Annotated in this window: 15 protein-coding genes and 2 pseudogenes; 9 read left to right on the forward strand and 8 right to left on the reverse strand. The window is 61.8% G+C overall.

Annotated features, from left to right (window positions below):
* Nucleotides 1–60: 60 nt before the first annotated feature.
* The 4 genes and pseudogenes from X773_RS65190 to X773_RS65205 form a co-directional block, all read right to left on the reverse strand.
* Entirely contained in the window at nucleotides 61–741 is a 681-nt protein-coding gene (locus X773_RS65190; protein WP_023679019.1) for a GNAT family N-acetyltransferase, read from the reverse strand.
* Entirely contained in the window at nucleotides 738–1,229 is a 492-nt protein-coding gene (locus X773_RS65195) for a MarR family transcriptional regulator (RefSeq protein WP_023679020.1), read from the reverse strand. The genes X773_RS65190 and X773_RS65195 overlap by 4 nt, the downstream gene beginning before the upstream one ends.
* Before the next feature lie 167 nt (nucleotides 1,230–1,396).
* Nucleotides 1,397–2,234, reverse strand: a pseudogene (locus tag X773_RS65200) (ABC transporter permease).
* A gap of 14 nt (nucleotides 2,235–2,248) precedes the next feature.
* On the reverse strand, nucleotides 2,249–3,175 hold the full coding sequence (locus tag X773_RS65205) for an ABC transporter ATP-binding protein (RefSeq protein WP_023679021.1): 927 nt from the start codon (nucleotides 3,173–3,175) through the stop codon (nucleotides 2,249–2,251).
* 262 nt (nucleotides 3,176–3,437) lie between these two features.
* Between X773_RS65205 and X773_RS65210 the strand changes: the two genes are divergently transcribed.
* The 3 genes from X773_RS65210 to X773_RS73795 all read left to right on the forward strand — a co-directional run bounded on the left by X773_RS65210 (nucleotide 3,438) and on the right by X773_RS73795 (nucleotide 8,449).
* The gene (locus tag X773_RS65210) at nucleotides 3,438–4,811 is read left to right on the forward strand and encodes a cytochrome ubiquinol oxidase subunit I (protein WP_023679022.1); all 1,374 of its coding nucleotides are present in this window, start codon (nucleotides 3,438–3,440) and stop codon (nucleotides 4,809–4,811) included.
* The gene (locus X773_RS65215) at nucleotides 4,808–5,812 is read left to right on the forward strand and encodes a cytochrome d ubiquinol oxidase subunit II (RefSeq protein ID WP_023679023.1); all 1,005 of its coding nucleotides are present in this window, start codon (nucleotides 4,808–4,810) and stop codon (nucleotides 5,810–5,812) included. The genes X773_RS65210 and X773_RS65215 overlap by 4 nt, the downstream gene beginning before the upstream one ends.
* 102 nt (nucleotides 5,813–5,914) lie before the next feature.
* On the forward strand, nucleotides 5,915–8,449 hold the full coding sequence (locus X773_RS73795; RefSeq protein ID WP_023679024.1) for a mechanosensitive ion channel family protein: 2,535 nt from the start codon (nucleotides 5,915–5,917) through the stop codon (nucleotides 8,447–8,449).
* Nucleotides 8,450–8,647: 198 nt separating this feature from the next.
* On the opposite strand, the gene msrA is transcribed toward X773_RS73795, so the two are convergent.
* From msrA to X773_RS65235, 4 genes are all read right to left on the reverse strand, one after another.
* Nucleotides 8,648–9,376 (reverse strand): peptide-methionine (S)-S-oxide reductase MsrA, encoded by a 729-nt coding sequence (msrA, locus tag X773_RS65220; protein WP_023679025.1) that lies wholly within the window; start codon nucleotides 9,374–9,376, stop codon nucleotides 8,648–8,650.
* A gap of 75 nt (nucleotides 9,377–9,451) precedes the next feature.
* On the reverse strand, nucleotides 9,452–9,787 hold the full coding sequence (locus X773_RS65225; RefSeq protein WP_023679026.1) for a hypothetical protein: 336 nt from the start codon (nucleotides 9,785–9,787) through the stop codon (nucleotides 9,452–9,454).
* 78 nt (nucleotides 9,788–9,865) lie between these two features.
* Complete coding sequence (locus tag X773_RS65230) at nucleotides 9,866–10,576, reverse strand: DUF1223 domain-containing protein (RefSeq protein WP_023679027.1); 711 nt, start codon at nucleotides 10,574–10,576, stop codon at nucleotides 9,866–9,868.
* Between the two features lie 213 nt (nucleotides 10,577–10,789).
* Nucleotides 10,790–11,854: a TadE/TadG family type IV pilus assembly protein gene (locus X773_RS65235; RefSeq protein ID WP_023679028.1), complete on the reverse strand. Its 1,065-nt coding sequence runs from the start codon at nucleotides 11,852–11,854 to the stop codon at nucleotides 10,790–10,792.
* 158 nt (nucleotides 11,855–12,012) lie between these two features.
* Here X773_RS65235 and lepA point away from each other — a divergent pair.
* The 6 genes and pseudogenes from lepA to X773_RS65265 form a co-directional block, all read left to right on the forward strand.
* Nucleotides 12,013–13,792, forward strand: a pseudogene (lepA, locus tag X773_RS65240) (translation elongation factor 4).
* Between the two features lie 304 nt (nucleotides 13,793–14,096).
* A complete protein-coding gene (locus X773_RS65245) occupies nucleotides 14,097–16,883 on the forward strand; it encodes an NACHT domain-containing protein (RefSeq protein WP_023679029.1) in 2,787 nt (928 codons plus the stop codon).
* A 126-nt stretch (nucleotides 16,884–17,009) separates the two neighbouring features.
* Complete coding sequence (locus X773_RS77525; protein ID WP_023679030.1) at nucleotides 17,010–17,522, forward strand: hypothetical protein; 513 nt, start codon at nucleotides 17,010–17,012, stop codon at nucleotides 17,520–17,522.
* A 267-nt stretch (nucleotides 17,523–17,789) separates the two neighbouring features.
* A complete protein-coding gene (locus X773_RS65255) occupies nucleotides 17,790–18,161 on the forward strand; it encodes a hypothetical protein (RefSeq protein WP_023679031.1) in 372 nt (123 codons plus the stop codon).
* A 547-nt stretch (nucleotides 18,162–18,708) separates the two neighbouring features.
* Nucleotides 18,709–19,332 carry a CDGSH iron-sulfur domain-containing protein gene (locus X773_RS65260; protein ID WP_023679032.1) on the forward strand — a complete coding sequence of 208 codons (624 nt, stop codon included), beginning with the start codon at nucleotides 18,709–18,711 and terminating at the stop codon, nucleotides 19,330–19,332.
* 244 nt (nucleotides 19,333–19,576) lie between these two features.
* Nucleotides 19,577–20,675: hydantoinase/oxoprolinase family protein (locus X773_RS65265; protein WP_023679033.1), on the forward strand; the 1,099-nt coding region annotated here is incomplete at its 3' end.

Consider the following 20,675-nt stretch of genomic DNA (forward strand, 5'->3'; position numbering starts at 1 on the left):
ATACGAAATCCTTCCTTCCGATACGGGATGCATCCATGCTGCGCATCATGCGCCGACTAATCATTCGGTGCGCTGAACCACGGCCACATTCATTGTGCTTCGCAACCTGAAGCCAATGGACTCGTATAACGCTATGGCCGCGGCGTTGCTGGCATAGGCGTGGAGATAGGGAACTTCGCCGCGCGCCACTATCCGGTTTGCCACGAATAGGGACAGCAGCTTTCCTAGGCCACCGCCGCGAAATTCCGGATGTGAGCACACCCCGCTGAGTTCGGTATAGCCAGGTTGCTTCATGCGCTCGCCGGCCATTGCCGCAAGCCTGCCCTCGATTTTCACACCCCAAAAATCGCCCAGGCTCAAGGCTTCGAGCGTGAATGGGCCAGGCTTGGTGAGCAATGCCAGGGCGAGCATCTCAGCAGCATCGTCTCGGGTCAGACGTTGCACACGTTTGTCAGACACGGTTTGCAACGGCTGCTCGGCAATCATTTGAACCCCGGCTGCGGTCGAAGTCGCGAAAAGCCCCGTGGGCAGAGCAATCGCGTCCGCTTGAAGCAGGATCACACTCTCGCCCGGGGAGACAAGGTTTTCGAGCGCCCGCAGGCTTTCCTGGTCGTCCGCGCCAGTGGCGGCGAAAGGGACGATCGACGGCCGATATCGCATGGCGAGGTTGTCACCCTCCGCGAAGGCCCGATGTCGCGTCTGAAGCGCGCTCCAGATAGGGCGGTCGAGCAGATGTCTCATTGCGCGGCACCCTCAGGCTTATTTACACGACGGTCGAGAGGGGCAGCGGCGAGGCCGTCTTCGATGGCAGCCAGCTGCTCAAGAAGCGGCCCCGAAAAACCTGCGCACAAATCCGCGACCACGTTCTCGATGCAAGGCCAGACGTCGCGCTTTGCGACATCGACCAGCCGCCGGCCGTCCCGAGTAAGCGAGACGATCCTGCGCCGCTGGTCATCGGTCGACGGACTGACCTCGAGCAGTCCCAATCCGGCCAGAAGCGAGACGCTTCGCGTCACACCCGGCTGCGCGATGCCAAGGGATTGCGCCAGTTCCCCGACCGACAGCGGACCCAGCCTGTCGAGCGCGGCCAGCAGCGGGTATTGGCTCGCCTGAACCGGGACATCCAGCCTGTCGAGCAGGCGCTGCGCCTCCGCTTGCAGTTGCTCGCCTATACGCTTCAGCCTGCTGCCCAGGCACAGGAAGCCAAGCGATCGTATGACGTCTTCCATAGGTCGATTCATCCCATGAACATCGATAACATGATATATAACAATGCATGAAAAGCAAGATCGAGGCATTCAAGCGCGGGTTCCAGGCATCGGGCGCAGGCCTATGTCGCCTTCGGCAAGGAAAGGTCGATCGATAAGGCTGCTTCGCCTGGACGAGGCCCGTTCGATCAGTTGCGCAGCCGGTAGCCGGTCCTGAAGATCCAGGCGACGATCGCTATGCAGATGAGCAGGAAGACCACCGTCATGCCGAGGCTGACGCCGACCGAAACGTCGGACTTGCCGTAGAAGCTCCAGCGGAACCCACTGACCAGGTAGACCACCGGGTTGAACAGCGTCACCGTGCGCCAGATGCCGGGCAGCATGTTGATCGAATAGAAGCTGCCGCCGAGGAAGGTCAGCGGCGTGATGATCAGCAGCGGCACCAGCTGCAGCTGCTCGAAGCTCTTCGCCCAGATGCCGATGATAAAGCCGAACAGGCTGAAGGTCACCGCCGTCAGCACCAGGAAGGCGAGCATCCAGAACGGATGCTCGATCGTCAGCGGCACGAACAGCGAGGCCGTCGCCAGGATGATCAGGCCAAGCACGATCGACTTTGTCGCCGCGCCCCCGACATAGGCGATGACGATCTCCAGATAGGACACCGGCGCCGACAGCAATTCGTAGATCGAGCCGACGAATTTCGGAAAATAGATGGCGAAGGAGGCGTTGGAGATCGACTGCGTCAGCAGCGACAGCATGATCAGCCCCGGCACGATGAAGGCGCCGTAACTGATGCCGTCGATCTCGGTGATGCGCGAGCCGATGGCCNAGCATGATCAGCCCCGGCACGATGAAGGCGCCGTAACTGATGCCGTCGATCTCGGTGATGCGCGAGCCGATGGCCGAGCCGAAGACGACGAAATAGAGCGACGTCGAAATGACCGGCGAAACGATGCTCTGCAGCACAGTGCGAAGGGCGCGCGCCATCTCCACCCGATAGATCGCCCATACCGCATGAAAATTCATGGCCGCGCGCGGGTTCATGCCGGTTTCCTCACCAGATTGACGAAGATCTCCTCGAGCGAGCTGTTTTCCGTATCGATGTCGCGGAACTGGATGCCGGCCGCCTCGATCTCGCGGATCAGCGAGGCGACGCCCGGCCGTTCGCTCTGGTTGTCATAAGTATAGGTCAGCTGTCCACCATCCGGCGAAAGCTCCAGCGCGTAGTGCGAAAAAGCATCGGGAACGGTGGCCAGGGGACTGCGCAGTTCCAGCACAAGCCGTTTGCGGCCAAGCTTGCGCATCAGTTCGGCCTTGTCCTCCACCAGCACGATCTCGCCGCGGTTGATGACGCCGACGCGGTCGGCCATCGCCTCGGCTTCTTCGATGTAATGCGTGGTCAGGATGATGGTGACGCCGTCTTCGCGCAGCCGGCGCACCATCGCCCACATGTCCTGGCGCAGCTCGACATCGACGCCTGCCGTCGGTTCGTCGAGGAACAGGATGCGCGGCTCGTGCGACAGCGCCTTGGCAATCATCAGCCGGCGCTTCATGCCGCCGGACAGCGTTATCGCCTTGGCGTCCTTCTTGTCCCAGAGCGACAGGTCGCGCAGCACCTTTTCGACGAACGCCTTGTCGGCCGGCTTGCCGAACAGGCCGCGGCTGTAGTTAACCGTCGCCCACACGCTCTCGAAGGCGTCGATGGTCAGTTCCTGCGGCACCAGCCCGATCAGACTGCGCGCGGCGCGGTAGTCGCGGTTGATGTCATGGCCGTCGACGGTGACGGAACCCGACGAGCGGTTGACGATGCCGCAGACGATCGAGATCAGCGTTGTCTTGCCGGCGCCATTCGGCCCGAGCAGCGCAAAGATCTCGCCGCGCACGATGTCGAGATTGATCTCCTTCAGCGCCTTGAAGCCGGTGGCGTAGGTCTTGGTGACGCCGGAAATCGAGATGATCGGCTGCATGGCTGAAAACGACTGCTTGAAACAGAGTTGTTGATTTAATCCGCTGAATGTCGGTTCGCAAATCCGGATGTCAATGGCGCTCCTGACAGTTCTGGACATCGAGGTTCGCCGGAATAGGCAACACCTGCCCGGTCGTCCAGCCAAATTCCACGCAAAAGCAGATTAACCGCACTGCGGCGTTCCGCCTCGCGGCGGGACGCCGCTTTGACCGTCCGGTGCATCAAGCCTATCCTTCAACAAACAAGCAGCAGCCGGAGCCGCCATGGACCCGCTCATTCTGTCGCGCATACAGTTCGGCGCGAACATCTCGTTCCACATCCTGTTCCCGGCGATCACCATCGCGCTCGGCTGGGTGCTGCTGTTCTTCAAGCTCCGCTACAACGCGACAAACGATTCCGCCTGGATGCGCGCTTATTTCACCTGGGTTAAGGTATTCGCGCTGTCCTTCGCCATGGGCGTGGTTTCCGGCGTCACCATGAGTTTTCAGTTCGGCACCAACTGGCCGGGCTATATGGAGACGGTCGGCAACATTGCCGGCCCGCTGCTGGCCTACGAAATCCTGACCGCCTTCTTCCTCGAGGCGGCGTTCCTCGGCATCATGCTGTTCGGCTTCCGCCGTGTCTCGAACCGCGTCCATACACTGGCGACGGTGCTGGTGGCCGGCGGCACCACCTTGTCCGCCTTCTGGATCATCGCACTCAATTCGTGGATGCAGACGCCGGCCGGTTTCGAGATGCGCGATGGTGTTGCGCACGCCACCGACTGGTGGGCCGTTGTCTTCAATCCGTCCATGCCCTACCGGCTCGTCCATATGATGCTTGCTTCGGGCCTGACCGTCTCGTTCCTGGTCGCCGGCCTGTCGGCGCTGCGCTATCTCTACGGCGATCGCTCGGAATCGATGTGGAAGGCGCTGCGCACCGGCGTCTTCACCGCCGCGATCCTGATCCCGATCCAGATCTTTGCCGGCGACCAGCACGGCCTCAACACGCTGGAACACCAGCCGCAGAAGATCGCCGCGATGGAGGCCAACTGGAACACCGGTCCCAACGTGCCGCTGGTGCTGTTTGCGCTTCCAGATGAAGCGGCCAAGGAGAACAGGTTCGAGCTCACCATTCCCGACGGCGCCAGCCTCATCCTCAGGCACAGCGCCGGCGGCATCGTACCGGGGCTGAACGATTATGCCGGCAACCATCCCCCGGTATTTCCGGTGTTCTGGGGCTTTCGCATCATGGTCGGCACCGGCCTCCTGATGCTCGCCGTCTCCTGGTCGGCGGCCTTCTTCCTCAAGCGCCGCCACGGCCTGCCCAAGCCGCTGGCGCTTGTCATGGTGCCGATGGCGCTGTCCGGCTGGCTGGCGACGCTGGCCGGCTGGTACACCACCGAGATCGGCCGCCAGCCCTGGCTGGTCACCGGCGTGCTGCGTACCGCCGATGCTGTCGGGCCGGTCGCCGGCAGCCATGTCGCACTGTCGCTCGCGGTCTATCTCATCCTCTACGTGCTGCTCTTGATCGCCTATCTCGGCGTGTTGGTGCATCTGGCATTGAAGGCGGCGAAGGATGGTGACACCTCGCCGCTGCCGGGCGTCATGAACAGGCCGCTGTCGCAGCCGGTTGCGCAACCGGGAGAAACATCATGAGCTTCGACTGGCCGACCCTGCTGCCTCTGATCTTCGCCGGCCTGATGGGCCTCGCCATCCTGATCTACGTCATCCTCGACGGCTTCGATCTCGGCATCGGCATCCTGTTCGCCGCAGCCGAAGACACCGAGCAGGATACGATGATCGCCGCCATCGGCCCGTTCTGGGACGCCAACGAGACCTGGCTGGTGCTGGCGGTCGGCTTGCTGCTGGTCGCCTTCCCATTGGCGCACGGCACCATTCTGACGGCGCTCTACATTCCGGTCTTCGTGCTGCTGGTGGGCTTGATCCTGCGCGGCGTCGCATTTGATTTCCGCGCCAAGGTGCCTGCCGGCAGGAAGCACCGCTGGAACCGCATCTTTTTCCTCGGCTCGGTCATCGCGTCGCTGGCGCAAGGTTATATGCTCGGCGTCTATGTGCTTGGCCTCGACGTCGGCCCTGGCGGCGTCGCTTTCGGCGCGCTGGTGGCGCTCTGCCTTGCCGCGGCCTACGTGGCGATGGGAGCGGCCTGGGTCATCTACAAGACGGAAGGCGATCTGCAGAAGAAGGCGGTGCTGTGGCTGCGCACGGCGTTGGTGCTGACCGCGCTCGGCATGGTCGCGGTATCGCTGGCCACGCCCTTTGCCAGCGCGCGCATCTTCGACAAATGGTTCGTCTGGCCGGCCATGCTCTATTTGTCGCCGCTGCCGACCCTGTCGGCAGTGCTGTTCCTGTGGCTGTGGCGCCAGACCTTCCATCTGCCGAAACCCGGCGACCGCCACGCGCTGCTCCCGTTCCTGACATTGGCCGCGATCTTCACGCTCGGCTTTGCCGGCCTCGCCTGGTCGTTCTACCCCTTCGTGGTGCCCGACCGGCTGACCATCTGGCAGGCTGCTTCGGCACCCGAAAGCCTGGCCGTCATCCTGGTCGGGACGGTCGTCGTGCTGCCGATCATCATCTTCTATTCGTTCTTTGCCTACCGGGTGTTCGCCGGCAAGGCGACGGACCTGACCTATGACTGACCGGCATCGCCGTCGCAGCCTGAAACAGAATATTCATCTTCAAGCGGAATAACCTTCTCTGGCCGGCCCAGCAGAATCACCGGCAAGAAGAAGGGCAACAGAATGAACCCCTTTTCTGCGGCAGGACAGGATCGGCTGCTGCTTTTGCTGATCCGGACGGTCGCGTTGATCGGCGCACTCGCGCTTGCCGGCCTGCTGCCGGCCATGCCGCAGGCGCATGCCCAGGACGCGGCCAACTGGACGGGGGTGTGGGACACGAAGTGGCGCGGCGGCGGCGCCCAGATCAAGTTCGAGCAGACGGGCACTGACGTAAAGGGCGTGTACCCGCTTTATAACGGCCGTATCGAGGCCAAGGCCGAAGGCGACAAGCTTGTCGGCCACTGGTTCGAAGGCGACCGCCAGGGCGCCCTCACCTTCGTCCAATCGCCTGACGGCGGCAGCTTCATGGGCCGCTTCGATGCCGCCACCGCCGAATGGTGGACAGGTGTGCGCGTCAGCGCCGTCGAGGACGTCCGTGTCGACCAGTCGAGCCCGATGAGCACGATGCGCTCGTTCCTGCAGACGATGAACGAGAGCGGCGCCGACAACGTGCCGCGCGCCACCGGCGGCGGCATGGGTCTTGCCGGTCTGGCAGCGGGTCTCGTCGACGTCACCGAGGCCGACCGCGGCGGCCTCAACATGCCCGATTACACCAAGCTTCTGTTCACCGTCATCGACAACGCGACGTTCCGTCTGTGGAGCCTGCCGCATGATGCGATTTCCGGAGACGAGGTGACGGCGACGCTGCCGCAATACGGCACCAGGGTCTCCTTCGCCGTCACTTTTCGCCGCAAGAATGGCGACTGGTTCATCGTCGGGCCGCCACTTGGCCAGCTCCAGGCAAAGCTCGCCGAATTCCAGGAAGCGCGTGGCGAAGCCGTCGACATGGTCGACGATCCGAGCAGGCTCGCCTCGCCGCGCGACACGTTCAAGGTACTGTTGAGCGGCCTCACCGAAGCCGGCGACCCGGCCCAGGCGGCGCTCGACCTGCGCAACTACAGTCAGGCGGTGCGTGGCGACGAGGCGTTCCTGCTGGAGCGCTATCTCAAAAAGGTCATCGACCGCATCGGCTACGTCTATTGGCAGGAGATCCCCGACGATCCGAAGAGCAACACCCCCTTCGTCTATTTCGAGCATCCCGCCGGCAACATCGTCATCGGCCCGGTCGAGACTGAGAAGGGCAAGATCTGGCAGTTCACGCCCGAGACGCTCGCCCACATCCGCGCGCTCTACGCCGATGTCGAAGACGTGCCGGTGGCGCCGGAATTCGCCGCCTTCGCCAGCACCGACCCGTTCTTCATCGCCCGTGGCCTCGCCCGCGAGATCAGCCCCGGCCTGCTCACCCGCGCCGGCCCGATGGAGCACTGGCAATGGTGGATGCTCGGCCTTGCCGCACTGGCCGGCATCGTCTTCGGCTTCATCGCCAATGCGCTGATTTCCTTGTTTGTGCGAAGGACGGACAGCCCGGCCTTCTTCCGCATTGTCGAATGGGCGGTGCGCTCGATCGTGCTTGGCTTCTTCCTGCTGTTGACGCTGCGCCCGCTCGGTCTGCCGCAAGTGGTCGCCGCCCCGGTCAAGGCAATCGCCTGGAGCCTGGTCGTGATTGGCGCCGTGCCGGTGGTCTGGCACCTGATCGGCAAGGTCGCCGACCATTACCGTGGACTGTGGCAGGTGCCCGGCTATCACGACACGCTGATTTCGCTGTCCACCGGCGTGGCGCGCGTCGCCGTGCTGGTCGTCGCCTTCCTGCTGCTGGCCGAAGTGCTCGCCATCCCCTACGAAGGCGTTATTGCCGGTCTCGGCATCGGCGGTCTGGCGGTGGCGCTGGCGGCGCAGCCGACGCTGCAGAACTTCCTCTCCGGCCTGACGCTTTATGCCGACCGGCCGGTCAGCGTCGGCGACTTCTGCAAGTTCGGCGACCAGTCCGGCACGATCGAGCATATCGGCATGCGCTCGACGCGCATCCGATCGCTCGACCGCACGATCATCTCGGTGCCGAACTCGGATTTCGCCGGCATGCAGATCGAGAACTACGCCCATCGCGACCGCACCCGGTTCGCGACGACGCTGCAGCTGCGCTACGAAACGACGCCCGATCAGCTACGTTACGTCCTGGCCGAGCTGCGCAAGCTGCTGATTGCCCATCCGCGCGTCATCGATGAGCCGTGCCGCGTGCGCTTTGCCGGCTTCGGCGCCTATTCGCTCGATATCGACGTGTTCACTTATATCAAAACCGCCGACGTGGCCGATTTTCAAGCCATCCGCGAGGACATCCTGTTGTCCATGATCAACATCATGGATGATGCCGGCGCGCAGTTCGCCTTCCCTTCGTCACTGGAATACAGAGCCACCGACCTTCCGGTCGACGACGAAAAACGCATCGCCGCGGAGAAAAGGGTCAGCGATTGGCGCGAGGCGCAAAACCTGCCTTTCCCCGACTTCAGCCAGATCGACAAATTCGCCCTCAACAACACACTTGCCTACCCGCCTGAGGGCTCGGCGCATTATCGCGAGACAGAGCCCGACCCGGACTCGGCCGAGGCAAAGGCGACGCTGGAGAAGGTGCGCTGGAGCCTGCCCTGGAAAAAGGGGGAGTAGTGCGAAGCGCGGAAACTGCTGATCTCCCCCTTGAGGGGGAGATGTCGCTAAAAGCGACAGAGGGGGTCGCCGCGGGTGGAGTGCCAACTTCGTCTTCCCTCGATATGCCGGACCGCGTCGCGCCAACCGAACCGGCCCCCTCTGGCCTGCCGGCCATCTCCCCCTCAAGGGGGAGATCAGCAGGCCCCCCGCAAAAGCTCAGCTCTTGTTGGCGGCCAGCACCAGCACCGGCTTTTCGCTGTAAAGATTGGGGAACAGCCGCTTCAGGTTCTCGACCTTGGGCAAATCGTTGTAGACGATATAGGGATAGGTCGGGTTGAGCGTCAGAAAGTCCTGGTGATAGTCCTCGGCCGGATAGAAGGCCTTGCCGGTCTCCAGCGTCGTCACGATCGGCTTGGGAAACACCTTGGCCTTGTCGAGCTGGGCGATGTAGCCTTCGGCGATCTTTTTCTGTGCGTCGTTTTCGGCAAAGATCGTCGAACGGTACTGGGTGCCGCTGTCCGGGCCCTGGTAGTTCAGTTGCGTCGGGTTGTGCGCCACCGAGAAATACACCTGCAGCAGCTGGCCGTAGGTCACCTTGGACGGCTCGTAGGTGATCTCGACGGATTCGGCATGGCCCGTCCGGCTGGTGCCGACCATTTCATAGACGGCCGTGTCCTTGTCGCCGCCGGCATAGCCGGAAACGGCGCTGGTGACGCCCTTGACGTGCTGGAACACGCCTTGCACGCCCCAGAAGCAGCCGCCGGCAAAGACCGCCTTTTCGGTGCCGGCGGTGGCCTTCTCGTCCATTGCCGGCGGCGGGATCACCACCGCGTCTTCGGCCGAAACTGCCGGCGTCTGCCAGAATACGGCCGCGGCGGCCGTGAGGATGAGCGCGGCAAGTGCTGCTTTTGCGAAAATCGACGATCGTTTCACGGCTCCGGTCATGTCTGATCTCCCATGATGCTGGTGGATTATACGACGGATAGGTCCGCCGGGCTCTCACATTGCTGTGCGCATCGCCTATTTGGCCGGAGCCATGGCATCGCAGGCCTTGGTCGCTTCGGCTTTCTTCATGGCGTCCGTCTCGGCGGCGGCCTTGTTCATGCAGTCGGCCTTCATCGGATCGCCCGGCTTCATCGCAGTCGGGGCCATCGCGTCAGCCGCCATGGCGCCGGCCGGCTTCATTGCGTCCGTTGCCGGCTTCATGGCGCCCGTTGCCGGCTTCATGGCGTTTGTCGCCATCGCCGGCTTCATCGCATCTTCGGCCCGCGCCGCGCCTCCTGCGAACAGCGCCGTCGAGCAAAGTGCGAAGGCGAGTGCCGCCAGGGTCGGGCGATTGGTCAAACGATTGGTCATGATGATCTCCTTGGGTTTGGCAGGGGTTGACGGCATGCGGCGGCGCCGCTGCGCGTTATGAAAATTTCGGCAGGGTTTCTAGTTCGTAGCGGCAGCAAGGATCGGCCCGCCGCCCGGCACCTGCACCAGCACCGCTGTGCTGAGGCCGCCCGTCGCCGCCGGCAGTGGCAGCGCGGTGGCGTCGCCGGTCCAACTGCCCAGCCTGGTCAGAGAATGCACGACATTGGCGTGCGGCAGCGTGCGGCCGGTGTTTTCGCCGCGCGCCACCGGCACCTCGACGACGCCCTTGCCGTAACGCACCAGCCAGACGTCGGCCTTGCCGCCGGGCACCGGACCGGCGCCGATGCTGACCTTTCCGCCGGCGAGCGACAGCGAAGGTCCGTCACCGCGGCCGCCGCTCGAAATCAGCTGCTCGATCTCGCCCGGCCTGGCGCCGACGGCATCGGCCCTGCCGTTGACCACCACTTGCGGCGTGAACGGGCCGGAACGGCCGAGCGACGGTTCATAGCGGACCTGGCGCTGCGTGAATTCTTCTTTGCCGAATGTGTCCTTCCAGCCGAGATAGTCCCAGTAGGTGACGTTGAAGGACAGCGCCAGCACGCCGGGCCGGTCCTTGACCTTGATCAGATTGGCGTTGGCCGGCGGACAGGACGAGCAGCCCTGGCTGGTGAACAGCTCTACGACGGTCAGCGTCTGGCCGGCGGCCGCGCTGGTTGCCGACAGCACAGTCGCGGAAAACAGTGCCGCGGCGAGCCCCATCAGGGCTGTGCTTCGTTCCGATCCGGTCATCGCCGTTCTCCTGTGCGGTTCCATGTCCACACTTCGCCGCCGACACACGGTTCGTTACAGCATCACCGCTTCGTGATCGTTCGCAGCTCTCCCACAGGGAGCGAAGGGAAGACGGTCGCTCGCAACCAACACGCCACCCGGTGTGACCGGGCGGCGGTGTGATGGACGGGCAGCCTAAGCGGGCGACATGCCCTCGCACTCAGCTGCGGCGGCCTATTGTGTCAACAGCGTTTCCGATGCCCGCTGATTGAAGGCGCACTTGCCGGTTACTGTGTAGAAAAAGTCGGCGTTGGAATCGGTGATGGTCGGAGATGTCGGCACCGACGATCCCCCGTCTTCCCACGCTTGTGTGCTGGTCTGGCCGCACGGCACCAGCGTAAAGATATCGACCGTTTGGCCACTGGCGATCTCGACGCCGTTCGCGTAGAGGCGGTTCGATGTTGCCGGATCGTTCGATTTGAGCACCGTTGGATTGCCTGACGGGACATCCATCTGCAGATATAGCTGGTCCATCTGGCTGACGTCGATCACCGCGCCGGCACCGGTCGCGGGATACATTGTGTTGACACAGGTGGTCGCGTATTTCCTGCCGTATGAGTCGGTCTGGACGATCGTGGTGCTAGGCAAGCCGTAGAAGCTGAGCACCGTCGTGGTCGTACACACCTGCTGCTGGACCATAGTGATCGTCGCTCCGTTGATCGTGGAGACGGTCGCCGTGCCATAGCCTTTCGGATCGCCATAACCGTTGTATGTGTAGGTGATCTTCATCAGCTTGTTGGCCACCGTGTCCCCGAATTTGGTGCCGTAGAGCGTCATTGTCTTGCCCCACCAGCCCGAGATCTTGGTCACCTTGAACGTGGCTTGCACCAATGCCGGCCGCTTTGTCACTGCCGACGCAACGCCGACCTGCACCGTGTTGATCCTGGCGATCTGCATGAAATTCGTCGGCATGGCAAAGCCGGCCGAAGCCTTGATGCTGGCGGCGCCGTCGGTGGCGACGACGAAGCTGTCGAGCTTGGCCGTGCCTTGCCCGCCATTGGCCAGGTATGCCTCCTGCAGTTTTACCTGGCGGTCCGCCAGTGAGGTGTCCGTCGCAAGCGTCGTGATCGACAGCGACGCTGCATCGAGGGCGTTCTGCATCGATGCCCTGGTTGAAACCGCAGAGGTATAGTCGATGGAAAAACCCAATGCGGCAACCATCGGGATAAGCAAGATGGCGAGCAATGGCGCGAACGAGCCGCTCACCGATTTGAGAAATTTGCGTGCTGACAACGGCATTCCGATCCCCCCGAAACGGCGACGGCCGGTGGGCTACCACGCCGGGCGCGAACTATGCTCTAATCTCATGGATCAAAGTTTAACGACTTTACCGCCCCGCCGCCGCACCCGCGCCCCGCCGCTTGCCGATGTAGCGTGCCCCTGCTAAAGCGCGCCGCATGACCACGCCGATCAAAAACATCCGCAACTTCTCCATCGTTGCCCATATCGACCATGGCAAATCCACGCTTGCCGACCGGCTGATCCAGTCGACCGGCGGGCTGGAGCTGCGCGACATGAAGGAGCAGGTGCTGGACTCGATGGACATCGAGCGCGAGCGCGGCATCACCATCAAGGCGCAGACGGTGCGGCTGAAGTACCACGCCAACAATGGCCAGGATTATATCCTCAACCTGATCGACACGCCCGGCCATGTCGACTTCGCCTATGAAGTGTCGCGCTCGCTCGCTGCCTGCGAAGGTTCGCTGCTGGTCGTCGACGCCTCGCAAGGCGTCGAGGCGCAGACGCTGGCCAATGTCTACCAGGCGATCGACAACAACCACGAGATCGTCGTGGTGCTGAACAAGGTCGACCTGCCCGCCGCCGAGCCCGAGCGCATCCGCGAACAGGTCGAGGAGGTGATCGGCATCGACGCCTCCAACGCCGTACTGATCTCGGCCAAGACCGGGCTAGGCATTCCCGACGTGCTGGAAGCGATCGTCAACGATCTGCCGCCGCCGCGCGAGGGCGACATCACGGCCCCGCTGAAGGCGATGCTGGTCGACAGCTGGTACGACGCCTATCTCGGCGTCATCGTGCTGGTCCGCATCATCGACGGCGTGCTGAAGAAGGGCCAGACCATCCGCATGATGGGCACTGGCGCCAGGTACCTGGTCGAGCGCACCGGCGTCTTTACGCCCGCCCGCATCAATGTCGACGAGCTCGGCCCCGGCGAGTTCGGCTTCTTCACCGGCTCGATCAAGGAAGTCGCCGACACTCGCGTCGGTGACACCATCACCGAGGACAAGCGCCCGACGGCACAGGCCCTGCCCGGCTTCAAGCCGGCGCAGCCGGTGGTGTTCTGCGGCCTGTTCCCGGTCGACGCCGCCGATTTCGAGGATCTGCGCGCCGCCGTCGGCAAGCTGCGCCTCAACGACGCCTCCTTCTCCTTTGAAATGGAAACCAGTGCCGCCCTTGGCTTCGGCTATCGCTGCGGCTTCCTTGGCCTGCTGCATCTCGAAATCATCCAGGAGCGGCTGGAGCGCGAATTCAATCTCGATCTCATCGCCACCGCGCCTAGCGTCGTCTACCGCCTGCTGTTGAACGACGGCACGGTCAAGGAACTGCACAACCCGGCCGACATGCCCGACGTGGTCAAGATTTCGGCCATCGAGGAGCCGTGGATCCGCGCCACCATCCTCACCCCGGACGACTATCTCGGCGGCATCCTGAAACTCTGCCAGGACCGGCGCGGCATCCAGGCCGACCTGTCCTATGTCGGCAAGCGCGCCATGCTGATCTACGACCTGCCGCTCAACGAAGTCGTCTTCGACTTCTACGACCGGCTGAAGTCGATCTCCAAGGGCTACGCCTCCTTCGACTATCACCTGACCGACTATCGCGAGGGCGACCTGGTCAAAATGTCGATCCTGGTCAATGAGGAGCCGGTCGACGCGCTATCGATGCTGGTCCACCGCACGGCGGCGGAAAAGCGCGGCCGCCAGATGTGCGAGAAGCTGAAGGAGTTGATCCCGCATCATCTGTTCAAGATCCCGATCCAGGCGGCNGACCATCTCGGCGCTGCGCAAGGACGTCACCGCCAAATGCTACGGCGGCGACGTATCACGCAAGCGCAAGCTGCTCGACAAGCAGAAAGAGGGCAAGAAGCGGATGCGCCAGTTCGGCAAGGTGGACATCCCGCAGGAGGCGTTTATCCAGGCCTTGAAGATGGGGGATTGAGAAGCCGGTTGGCGCGCACAGCGCCAAGCCATCGATCCAGTGAATCGATGGCAGGCTTCGAAAGCGGGGGAGCTGCCGGAGGCAGCGGGCCCCCCGCCAGCGCGACGCTGAAGCGGCAGGGTGGAGATGGGGCGCAAGCGCCATCAGGGCTGCCAGCAGGACTCTTTGGGTAGTTGTTCAGTCTGCGTCCGCCAAATATCCGCAGTTGAGAATATTTTGCGGATCGTTGTGTATACGACCGCCAATCCTCCACTCTTGCTATTTGCCGGAAACAACAATAAGGTAACGGCTTGGGGGCTTTCAAATGATAGCAAAGTTGTTTGACAACGCTTTGTCGCTATTCTTAGGGATTTCTTTTCTTTGCTCAGTTATTTACATAGCATACCTGAGATATAGAATGACCGCGTCTAAGGCGCGCTTTGCCTTTTTTGTGGTCTTTTCGATTATTACGTGTCTTGCGACTTTGCTTAATTTCTTGTCTGGTTCCTTTTTCTTTGAAATTGCCTCACTTGCTCTGTCAGTAATTAACGATCTAGCGGGTCGTGAGATTGTAAGAGATCTCCCGCCAGGACCCCCCTCAATCTATGGCCTTCTTGGTTCAGGCTTAGCATTCGTTGCGATGATGGCTATCTGGCGCTTTGGAGACAGAGCGATGGTCAATTGGGACGCAAAGCCGACTATTACGGTCAGCGAACTAGCGAAGCAAAATCGGGACAATAATCTTTTTTCTCTGGCTTTGGCAGAAGCCGCCCGAATTGCAAAGGGGCAGCCTGATCTAATAGCGAGCGATGCCGCAATTAATTGGAAACAACGAATCGCCGAGGCGCCAGCTCCACCAAAATGGAACGATTTGGCAAGGAGTCTTCTGTGCGGTGCATTTTCGGAGATCATCATTGAAAGCGGCGGATGGCGGGGTAGGATTTCTGCCTGGCTGGGGTTCATGTATCTAGCCGCAAATAACGATAAGCAGAATGTAATAGTATTAGTATTCAGCGGTGAATTTAATCGCGCCGAAATAGTAAGTAGGCTTGATGCAGTTGGCTATGAAAAATACGAACTAGGTGCGGTTCGCATTTTTGCCATTTTCGATACAAAGAACGACCTTCATAAAAATGTGTTTGTAAAAGGGAGGAAAATAGAGGTCTGGGGACGGTCCTCGTTACTACGAAAGGGATTGAATTTTGATTCGTATGCTAGGGAATTAATTCACCGCTTTGACCACGAAACCTTAGGCGGGACGCAGTCAACGCTCTCGGACACCTACGTGGGTACTCACGTATTGCGCGACAGACATTCACATCAGCGGTACGATCTTGCCGCGGTGTATGAAGCGTGGATTCGAGAGAACTCGCGCAGGCATTTGGCAATTGTCGGTGAGTACGGACAAGGAAAGAGCACGGCAATGTTGGCCTTGTGTGTGGAGTGGGCACGCGCCTACCTCAAGAGGAAAGCATCTTCGGGGCCGGTTCCGTTGCTAATGGAACTGAGAAGTCAGAGCCCGGCAGAAACGGACCCTGCATCTTTTTTGGCGCCGTGGGCAATTCGGTTTGGGCTGGACGCCCGTCGGATCTACAATCTGATCCAGGCTGGGGAGGCTGTCTTAATTTTTGAAGGGTTTGACGAACTCCGGAATGCAGGGCGGGCCTTTGATCGGCATGAGCACTTCAATGCGCTTTGGCGACTAGCTTATCCGGGTACAAAACTCGTTTTTACCGGGAGGCCAAATTTCTTCATAGATGAAGCTGAGAAGAATAGAACGCTTCGAGTCGATGGCTCGAAAGGAGCTGCAGGTAATGCCTATACAGATCTCTGGGAAATAGACCGCCTTACGCCGGGCGAAGTGATGAAAGCTCTTTCTGGATTTGACATTGAGCTAGCGACGTCCGTCATAGCCGCAGCAAATCAATATAGAAACTTTCGCGACATTGTTTCTAGGCCATCAATGCTACCTGTGGTGGCAACAATCTGGCCCGAAATCGAACACCTGCAAAAACAAGGACAGCAGTTAACGGACGCGGTTCTCATTCAGCGCTATCTTGACGCCGCCTATCAACGAAAAGAGACGGAAATCGAAAATTATCAACGCACGACGGGTGCACCAATAGGAGCAACGTATCTGATGCTGCGGCGGGAATTGCGAGAAACTTTCACAAGGCTGCTTGTCTGGGACATGGTCGCTCGCGATACAAGGAACACGATAACGCGGGCCCGTTTGGATAAGGTGGTGTTCGATAGCTACAAGAAAGTATTCAATATCTTTCAGACTTCAGGCTCAAGTGTCGATACTGTAGAAGCAATTCGGCGCCTTGAGGCTAAGTATGCGGATCATAGTCCGCAGGAGTTATCGGAGATGATTGCCAACGAGGTAGCGAGCGCTGGGCTATTCGTCAGCGATCCTGCAGGCGGAGTAAGCAACTTGATGCTTCCGCACAAGCAATACTATGAATATATCATTGCTGAGTCGGCTTTTGCGGCTACGAAGAAGTCGAGCACAACAAGATTGCTTCTTATTGAGAATGAAAAGAACGACACGGTAATTGCTCGTTTTATTTTGAAAGAGCCGAACTCGGCTGCGTACTTTTCAGCGGTTTGTGGCGAAGATTTTACTTGGTTCAAGGATGTGCCGGTTAGAGTGGTTCTATTGCTAGAGATTGCAACCATAAACCTCCTTTTGTCTATGCGGAGAATCTCCGAATTTCTCGGCAGAAATGTACGAAGGCCATCCAGTGAGGACAAGGATACTATAGAGGCCGTTCTTGACGACGTAGCGTCGTTTTTTCGACGGGTATCCACAGGCAAGTTTTTCGTGATCGGCTCTGTTTTTAGTATGGCCATCGGCGTCCTGATCGGTTTCGTCACTTTGCCAACGTCTGAACCTGACAAGTTGATCCGCGCCGGCCTGCTGGCACTTGGCCTTAGTTCTGGGGCCGCTTTATCTTCATGGTTTCTCGCTCCGGCGATCCCAAAAGCAAGGCTGCTCGAACTCGTCGCTGGACATAGGGCATTTCAGAGGGGCGAGAGGCGGTCTCGGTCGGAGACTATATCGCGCCGGCTAAGAACCCTGCACGAAGCACTAGGGAGAATCCGCTAGATAAAGCCAATCGTGAGCTGACTGGCCTCGGCTGTCTCGTCCCCGTCCTCCTGGCGTTCCCCTCGACGTGCGCTTTGAGGACGCCCCACGCTGACGTATCCTCTTCGCGGCGTGAGGAGATATCAAATGCGTTCCACTTTGGACATCGTCGCTGCAATCGGCCTCGCCATCGGTGGCGCCTTCGGCCTCGCCGGCACCTTCGTGGCGAGCGCCCCGCTCCGCGAAACGCTCTGGACGATCGACGGCGTGGCGCTCGTGGTGGCGACCGCGCTGCTGACGATGAAATATCAGCGCCAGGGCAATGACTGGGTGGCGGCCGGATTTCTGACCTTTCTCGCCGGCGAGAGCCTGCTGCTGGCCGGCAATGCGGCCGGGCTTGAGGCCAGCGTACCCTCCTATGTCGGCGGTATCTCGCTTTGGGCGGCGGCGCTGGTCATGGTCAGTGCGCCGAAAACCTTCGCGCTGTGGATGCGGCTTACCGCTGTCGTGGCCGCCTTGCTGTTTGTTGCGTCGGCGGGCCTGATCCTGTGGGGTACGCCTCTGCTGCCGACCTCGGAGCCGCTGCCCGCTGCCGGATATCCCTTCCTGGTGCTCACATTCATCGGCTGGATCTGGACGCTGCTGAAGCCTGGCCGTTGAGCCCGGTCGAACCGCCCCCGCTCCGGCCTCTCCCCCACTTTGTGGGGGCGAGGAACCCAGGTCTTGTGAGGCTTCGGCGATTGGCATTTCCTTGCCCCACGAAGTGGGGAGAGGTGGTTTGCGAAGCAAACCGGAGAGGGGTCTTCCTTGGCAACGCTGCGCTTTCGCGATGTGCAAATGGCGCACCCCCTTCCACCCATCCCGCCGCCATGCCATGTTCCCCCTCGCGGTCGGGCAGGCCGCTTCATTCCGGGGGAAATTGCAATGTTGTCCTATGCTTTCGCGCGCCGCGCCGTCGCGGCGCTTTGCCTTGCCGCACTGTTTGCGCCCGTCGCGCATGCCGGCGATGTCACTTTCGAGATCAAGAACAGCCATCCCAACGCCATGCGCGTCGAGCTCTACAGCCAGGACCGCGATCATGTCTGGCCGGGCAACAATCAGGATTACTATCTCAACGACGGCGAGACCAAGGCGATCCCGCTGTCCTGCAGTGACGGCGAATCGATCTGCTACGGCGCCTGGGTCGATGGCGACGAGAATACCTATTGGGGCGTCGGCCCCGGCAATACGGAAAAGTGCGACGATTGCTGCTACACCTGCAGTGGCGGCGAGACCGAGGAAATCGATCTGGTTCCGTGAGTTGCCCGTCTCCCTCTTGTTGGGGCAATCGCGTATAGGCAAGTGCCCCCTCACCCGGATTGCCAACCGAATTGCGAAGGGCAATTCGGGGCGATCCGACCTCTCCCCGAGGGGAGAGGAGGTCGCCTGCGCTGCGCCAGGCTCTTCTCCCCGGCGGGAAGAAGGTGGCCGCCCACGAGTCTTGCCTCCGCAAGCCCGAGGGCAGGCTCCGCGGCCGGGGGACTTCATAGGCGATTGCTCCATCCTTGTGGGGGAGAAGCCAGCGCAAAGCGGGCAGGGGCGTCCCGCCAACGTCGGCCGGCAACGCCGGAATTCAAAGCTGAAACAAAAAACCCGCCTCGGCAGGCGGGTCGTTGGAGCCAATTGGCACCATACGCAAATTAGTAGCATAGCTGCCGGCACAAAGCAAGAACAAAATGTGGTGCTGCGAGCAAAAAATGGGAATTCCCTTACCGCCGCGCCCGAGGTCGGCCCTCACGAGGGGGAGAATGCTGCCTTGACGTCGTCCTGACTGTCGCCATAGCGTAGTCCGACAGGAGACCCACCCATGGCAGTGGTCGAAGGCGAGAAGATCGACATCGGCTTTTCGGGAAAACGTTGCATCCATTCGCGCAACTGCGTGCTGGGCGATCCGCATGTCTTCGTGCCCAACGCGCCCGGCCAGTGGATCCACCCCGAGGCGGCCAGCGTCGAGAAGATCGTGGCGCTCGCCGAAGCCTGCCCGTCCGGCGCCATCACCTATGTCCGCAAGGATGGCGGGCCGCAGGAAAGGCCGCCGGCGGTCAACATTGTGCGCATAAGGGAAAACGGTCCGCTGGCGGTCCATGCCGAGATCGTCTTGGGCGGCGAAACGTTTTACCGCGCCACGCTCTGCCGCTGCGGCGCCTCGGAAAACAAGCCGTTCTGCGATGGTAGCCACACCAAATCGGGCTTCACCGCCACCGGCGAGCCGGCGCTGAAGGACACGCCGGCGCTGGAGGTGCGGAATGGCCCGCTGACCGTCACACCGACGACCAACGGCCCGCTCAAGCTCGAAGGCAATGTCGAAATCGTCACCGGCACCGGCCACACGGTCGACCGTACGCAACGCGCCTTCCTCTGCCGCTGCGGCCACTCCGCCAACAAGCCGTTTTGCGATGGCTCGCATAAGCGCGTGGGGTTTGTGGGGTAGCCTAGCGATCTCCCCCCTTGAGGGGGAGATGTCGCCGAAGGCGACAGAGGGGGGTCGGTACGTCCTGACGCCAATGCCATCGCGGCCAGAGAATGCCGGGGCTCCACGCGAGACGACCCCCTCTGGCCTGCCGGCCATCTCCCCCTCGAGGGGGGAGATTACGCTGCCTTGGCCCAGCGCTCGTGCCTTTATCGCCCGGCCCGTATCGGCTAAGGGGCGGGGCAGCAATTCTCCGGACCCGCCAATGACCGCCAACATCAAATCGCCACCCCTGTTCCTCGGCATCGACACCGGCGGCACCTATACCGACGCGGTGCTGTGGTCGGAAGCCGGCGGCCCCGGCGGAAAAGTGCTGGCCAAGGCCAAGGCGCTGACGACACGGCACGATCTGGCGGTCGGCATCTCCGGCGCGGTCGATGCGGTGCTCGAAATGGCCGGCACCGACCCGGCAGCGATCAAACTGGTGTCGATGTCGACGACGCTAGCCACCAATGCGCTGGTCGAGGGCCAGGGCGGCCGCGTGGCGCTGGTGATGATCGGCTTTGCCGAGGGCGACCTTGCCCGCGACGGGCTGAAGGCGGCGCTTGGCACCGACCCGGTGGTGTTCTGCCCCGGCGGCCACGATGTCCATGGCAATGCGGCAAAGCTCGATCTGTCCGGGCTGGAGGCAGCTTTGCCGGAACTGGAAAATTCGGTGTCCGGCTTTGCCGTCTGCGCCTATTTCGCCACCCGCAACCCGGCGCATGAGCTAAGCGCGCGGAACCTGATCCGCGACAGGACCGGCCTGCCGGTCACCGCCAGCCACGAACTGTCGGCCAAGCTCGGCGGCCCGCGCCGGGCGCTGACGACATTGCTCAACGCCAGGCTGATCTCGATGATCGACCGGCTGGTCGCGGCAACCGAAGGCTTTTTGGCCGCGCGCAACATCGCCGCCCCGCTGATGGTGGTGCGCGGCGACGGCGCTCTGGTCTCGGCCGCCTTTGCCCGCCAGCGGCCGATCGAGACCATCCTGTCCGGCCCCGCCGCCAGCCTCGTCGGTGCCCGCCACATGACCGGCCTCGACGATGCCGTGGTCTCCGATATCGGCGGCACCACCACCGACGTCGCCGTGCTCGACAAGGGCCGGCCGCGGCTTGATCCGGAAGGCGCCACCGTCGGCGGTTTCCGCACCATGGTCGAGGCCGTCGCCATGCGCACCTTTGGCCTCGGCGGCGATTCCGAAGTGGCGCTGGAGGATGGCGCGCTCAGCCCGAAGATCCTGCTCGGCCCGCGCCGCCTGGTGCCGCTGGCGCTGGCCGGCTTGATGCATGGCGAGGCCGTCACGGCGGAGCTCGAGCGCCAGC

It is taken from the genome of Mesorhizobium sp. LSJC280B00 (assembly GCF_000502835.1).
In the GTDB taxonomy this organism is placed as follows: Bacteria; Pseudomonadota; Alphaproteobacteria; order Rhizobiales; family Rhizobiaceae; genus Mesorhizobium.

Coding starts and splice junctions, on each gene's coding strand:
- X773_RS65205 (WP_023679021.1), bottom strand. CDS start 3,175: ATGCAGCCGATCATCTCGATTTCCGGCGTCACCAAGACCTACGCCACC.
- X773_RS73795 (WP_023679024.1), top strand. CDS start 5,915: ATGAACCCCTTTTCTGCGGCAGGACAGGATCGGCTGCTGCTTTTGCTG.
- X773_RS77525 (WP_023679030.1), top strand. CDS start 17,010: ATGCGTTCCACTTTGGACATCGTCGCTGCAATCGGCCTCGCCATCGGT.
- X773_RS65215 (WP_023679023.1), top strand. CDS start 4,808: ATGAGCTTCGACTGGCCGACCCTGCTGCCTCTGATCTTCGCCGGCCTG.
- X773_RS65245 (WP_023679029.1), top strand. CDS start 14,097: ATGATAGCAAAGTTGTTTGACAACGCTTTGTCGCTATTCTTAGGGATT.
- X773_RS65225 (WP_023679026.1), bottom strand. CDS start 9,787: ATGACCAATCGTTTGACCAATCGCCCGACCCTGGCGGCACTCGCCTTC.
- X773_RS65210 (WP_023679022.1), top strand. CDS start 3,438: ATGGACCCGCTCATTCTGTCGCGCATACAGTTCGGCGCGAACATCTCG.
- X773_RS65230 (WP_023679027.1), bottom strand. CDS start 10,576: ATGACCGGATCGGAACGAAGCACAGCCCTGATGGGGCTCGCCGCGGCA.
- msrA (WP_023679025.1), bottom strand. CDS start 9,376: ATGACCGGAGCCGTGAAACGATCGTCGATTTTCGCAAAAGCAGCACTT.
- X773_RS65190 (WP_023679019.1), bottom strand. CDS start 741: ATGAGACATCTGCTCGACCGCCCTATCTGGAGCGCGCTTCAGACGCGA.
- X773_RS65235 (WP_023679028.1), bottom strand. CDS start 11,854: ATGCCGTTGTCAGCACGCAAATTTCTCAAATCGGTGAGCGGCTCGTTC.
- X773_RS65260 (WP_023679032.1), top strand. CDS start 18,709: ATGGCAGTGGTCGAAGGCGAGAAGATCGACATCGGCTTTTCGGGAAAA.
- X773_RS65195 (WP_023679020.1), bottom strand. CDS start 1,229: ATGGAAGACGTCATACGATCGCTTGGCTTCCTGTGCCTGGGCAGCAGG.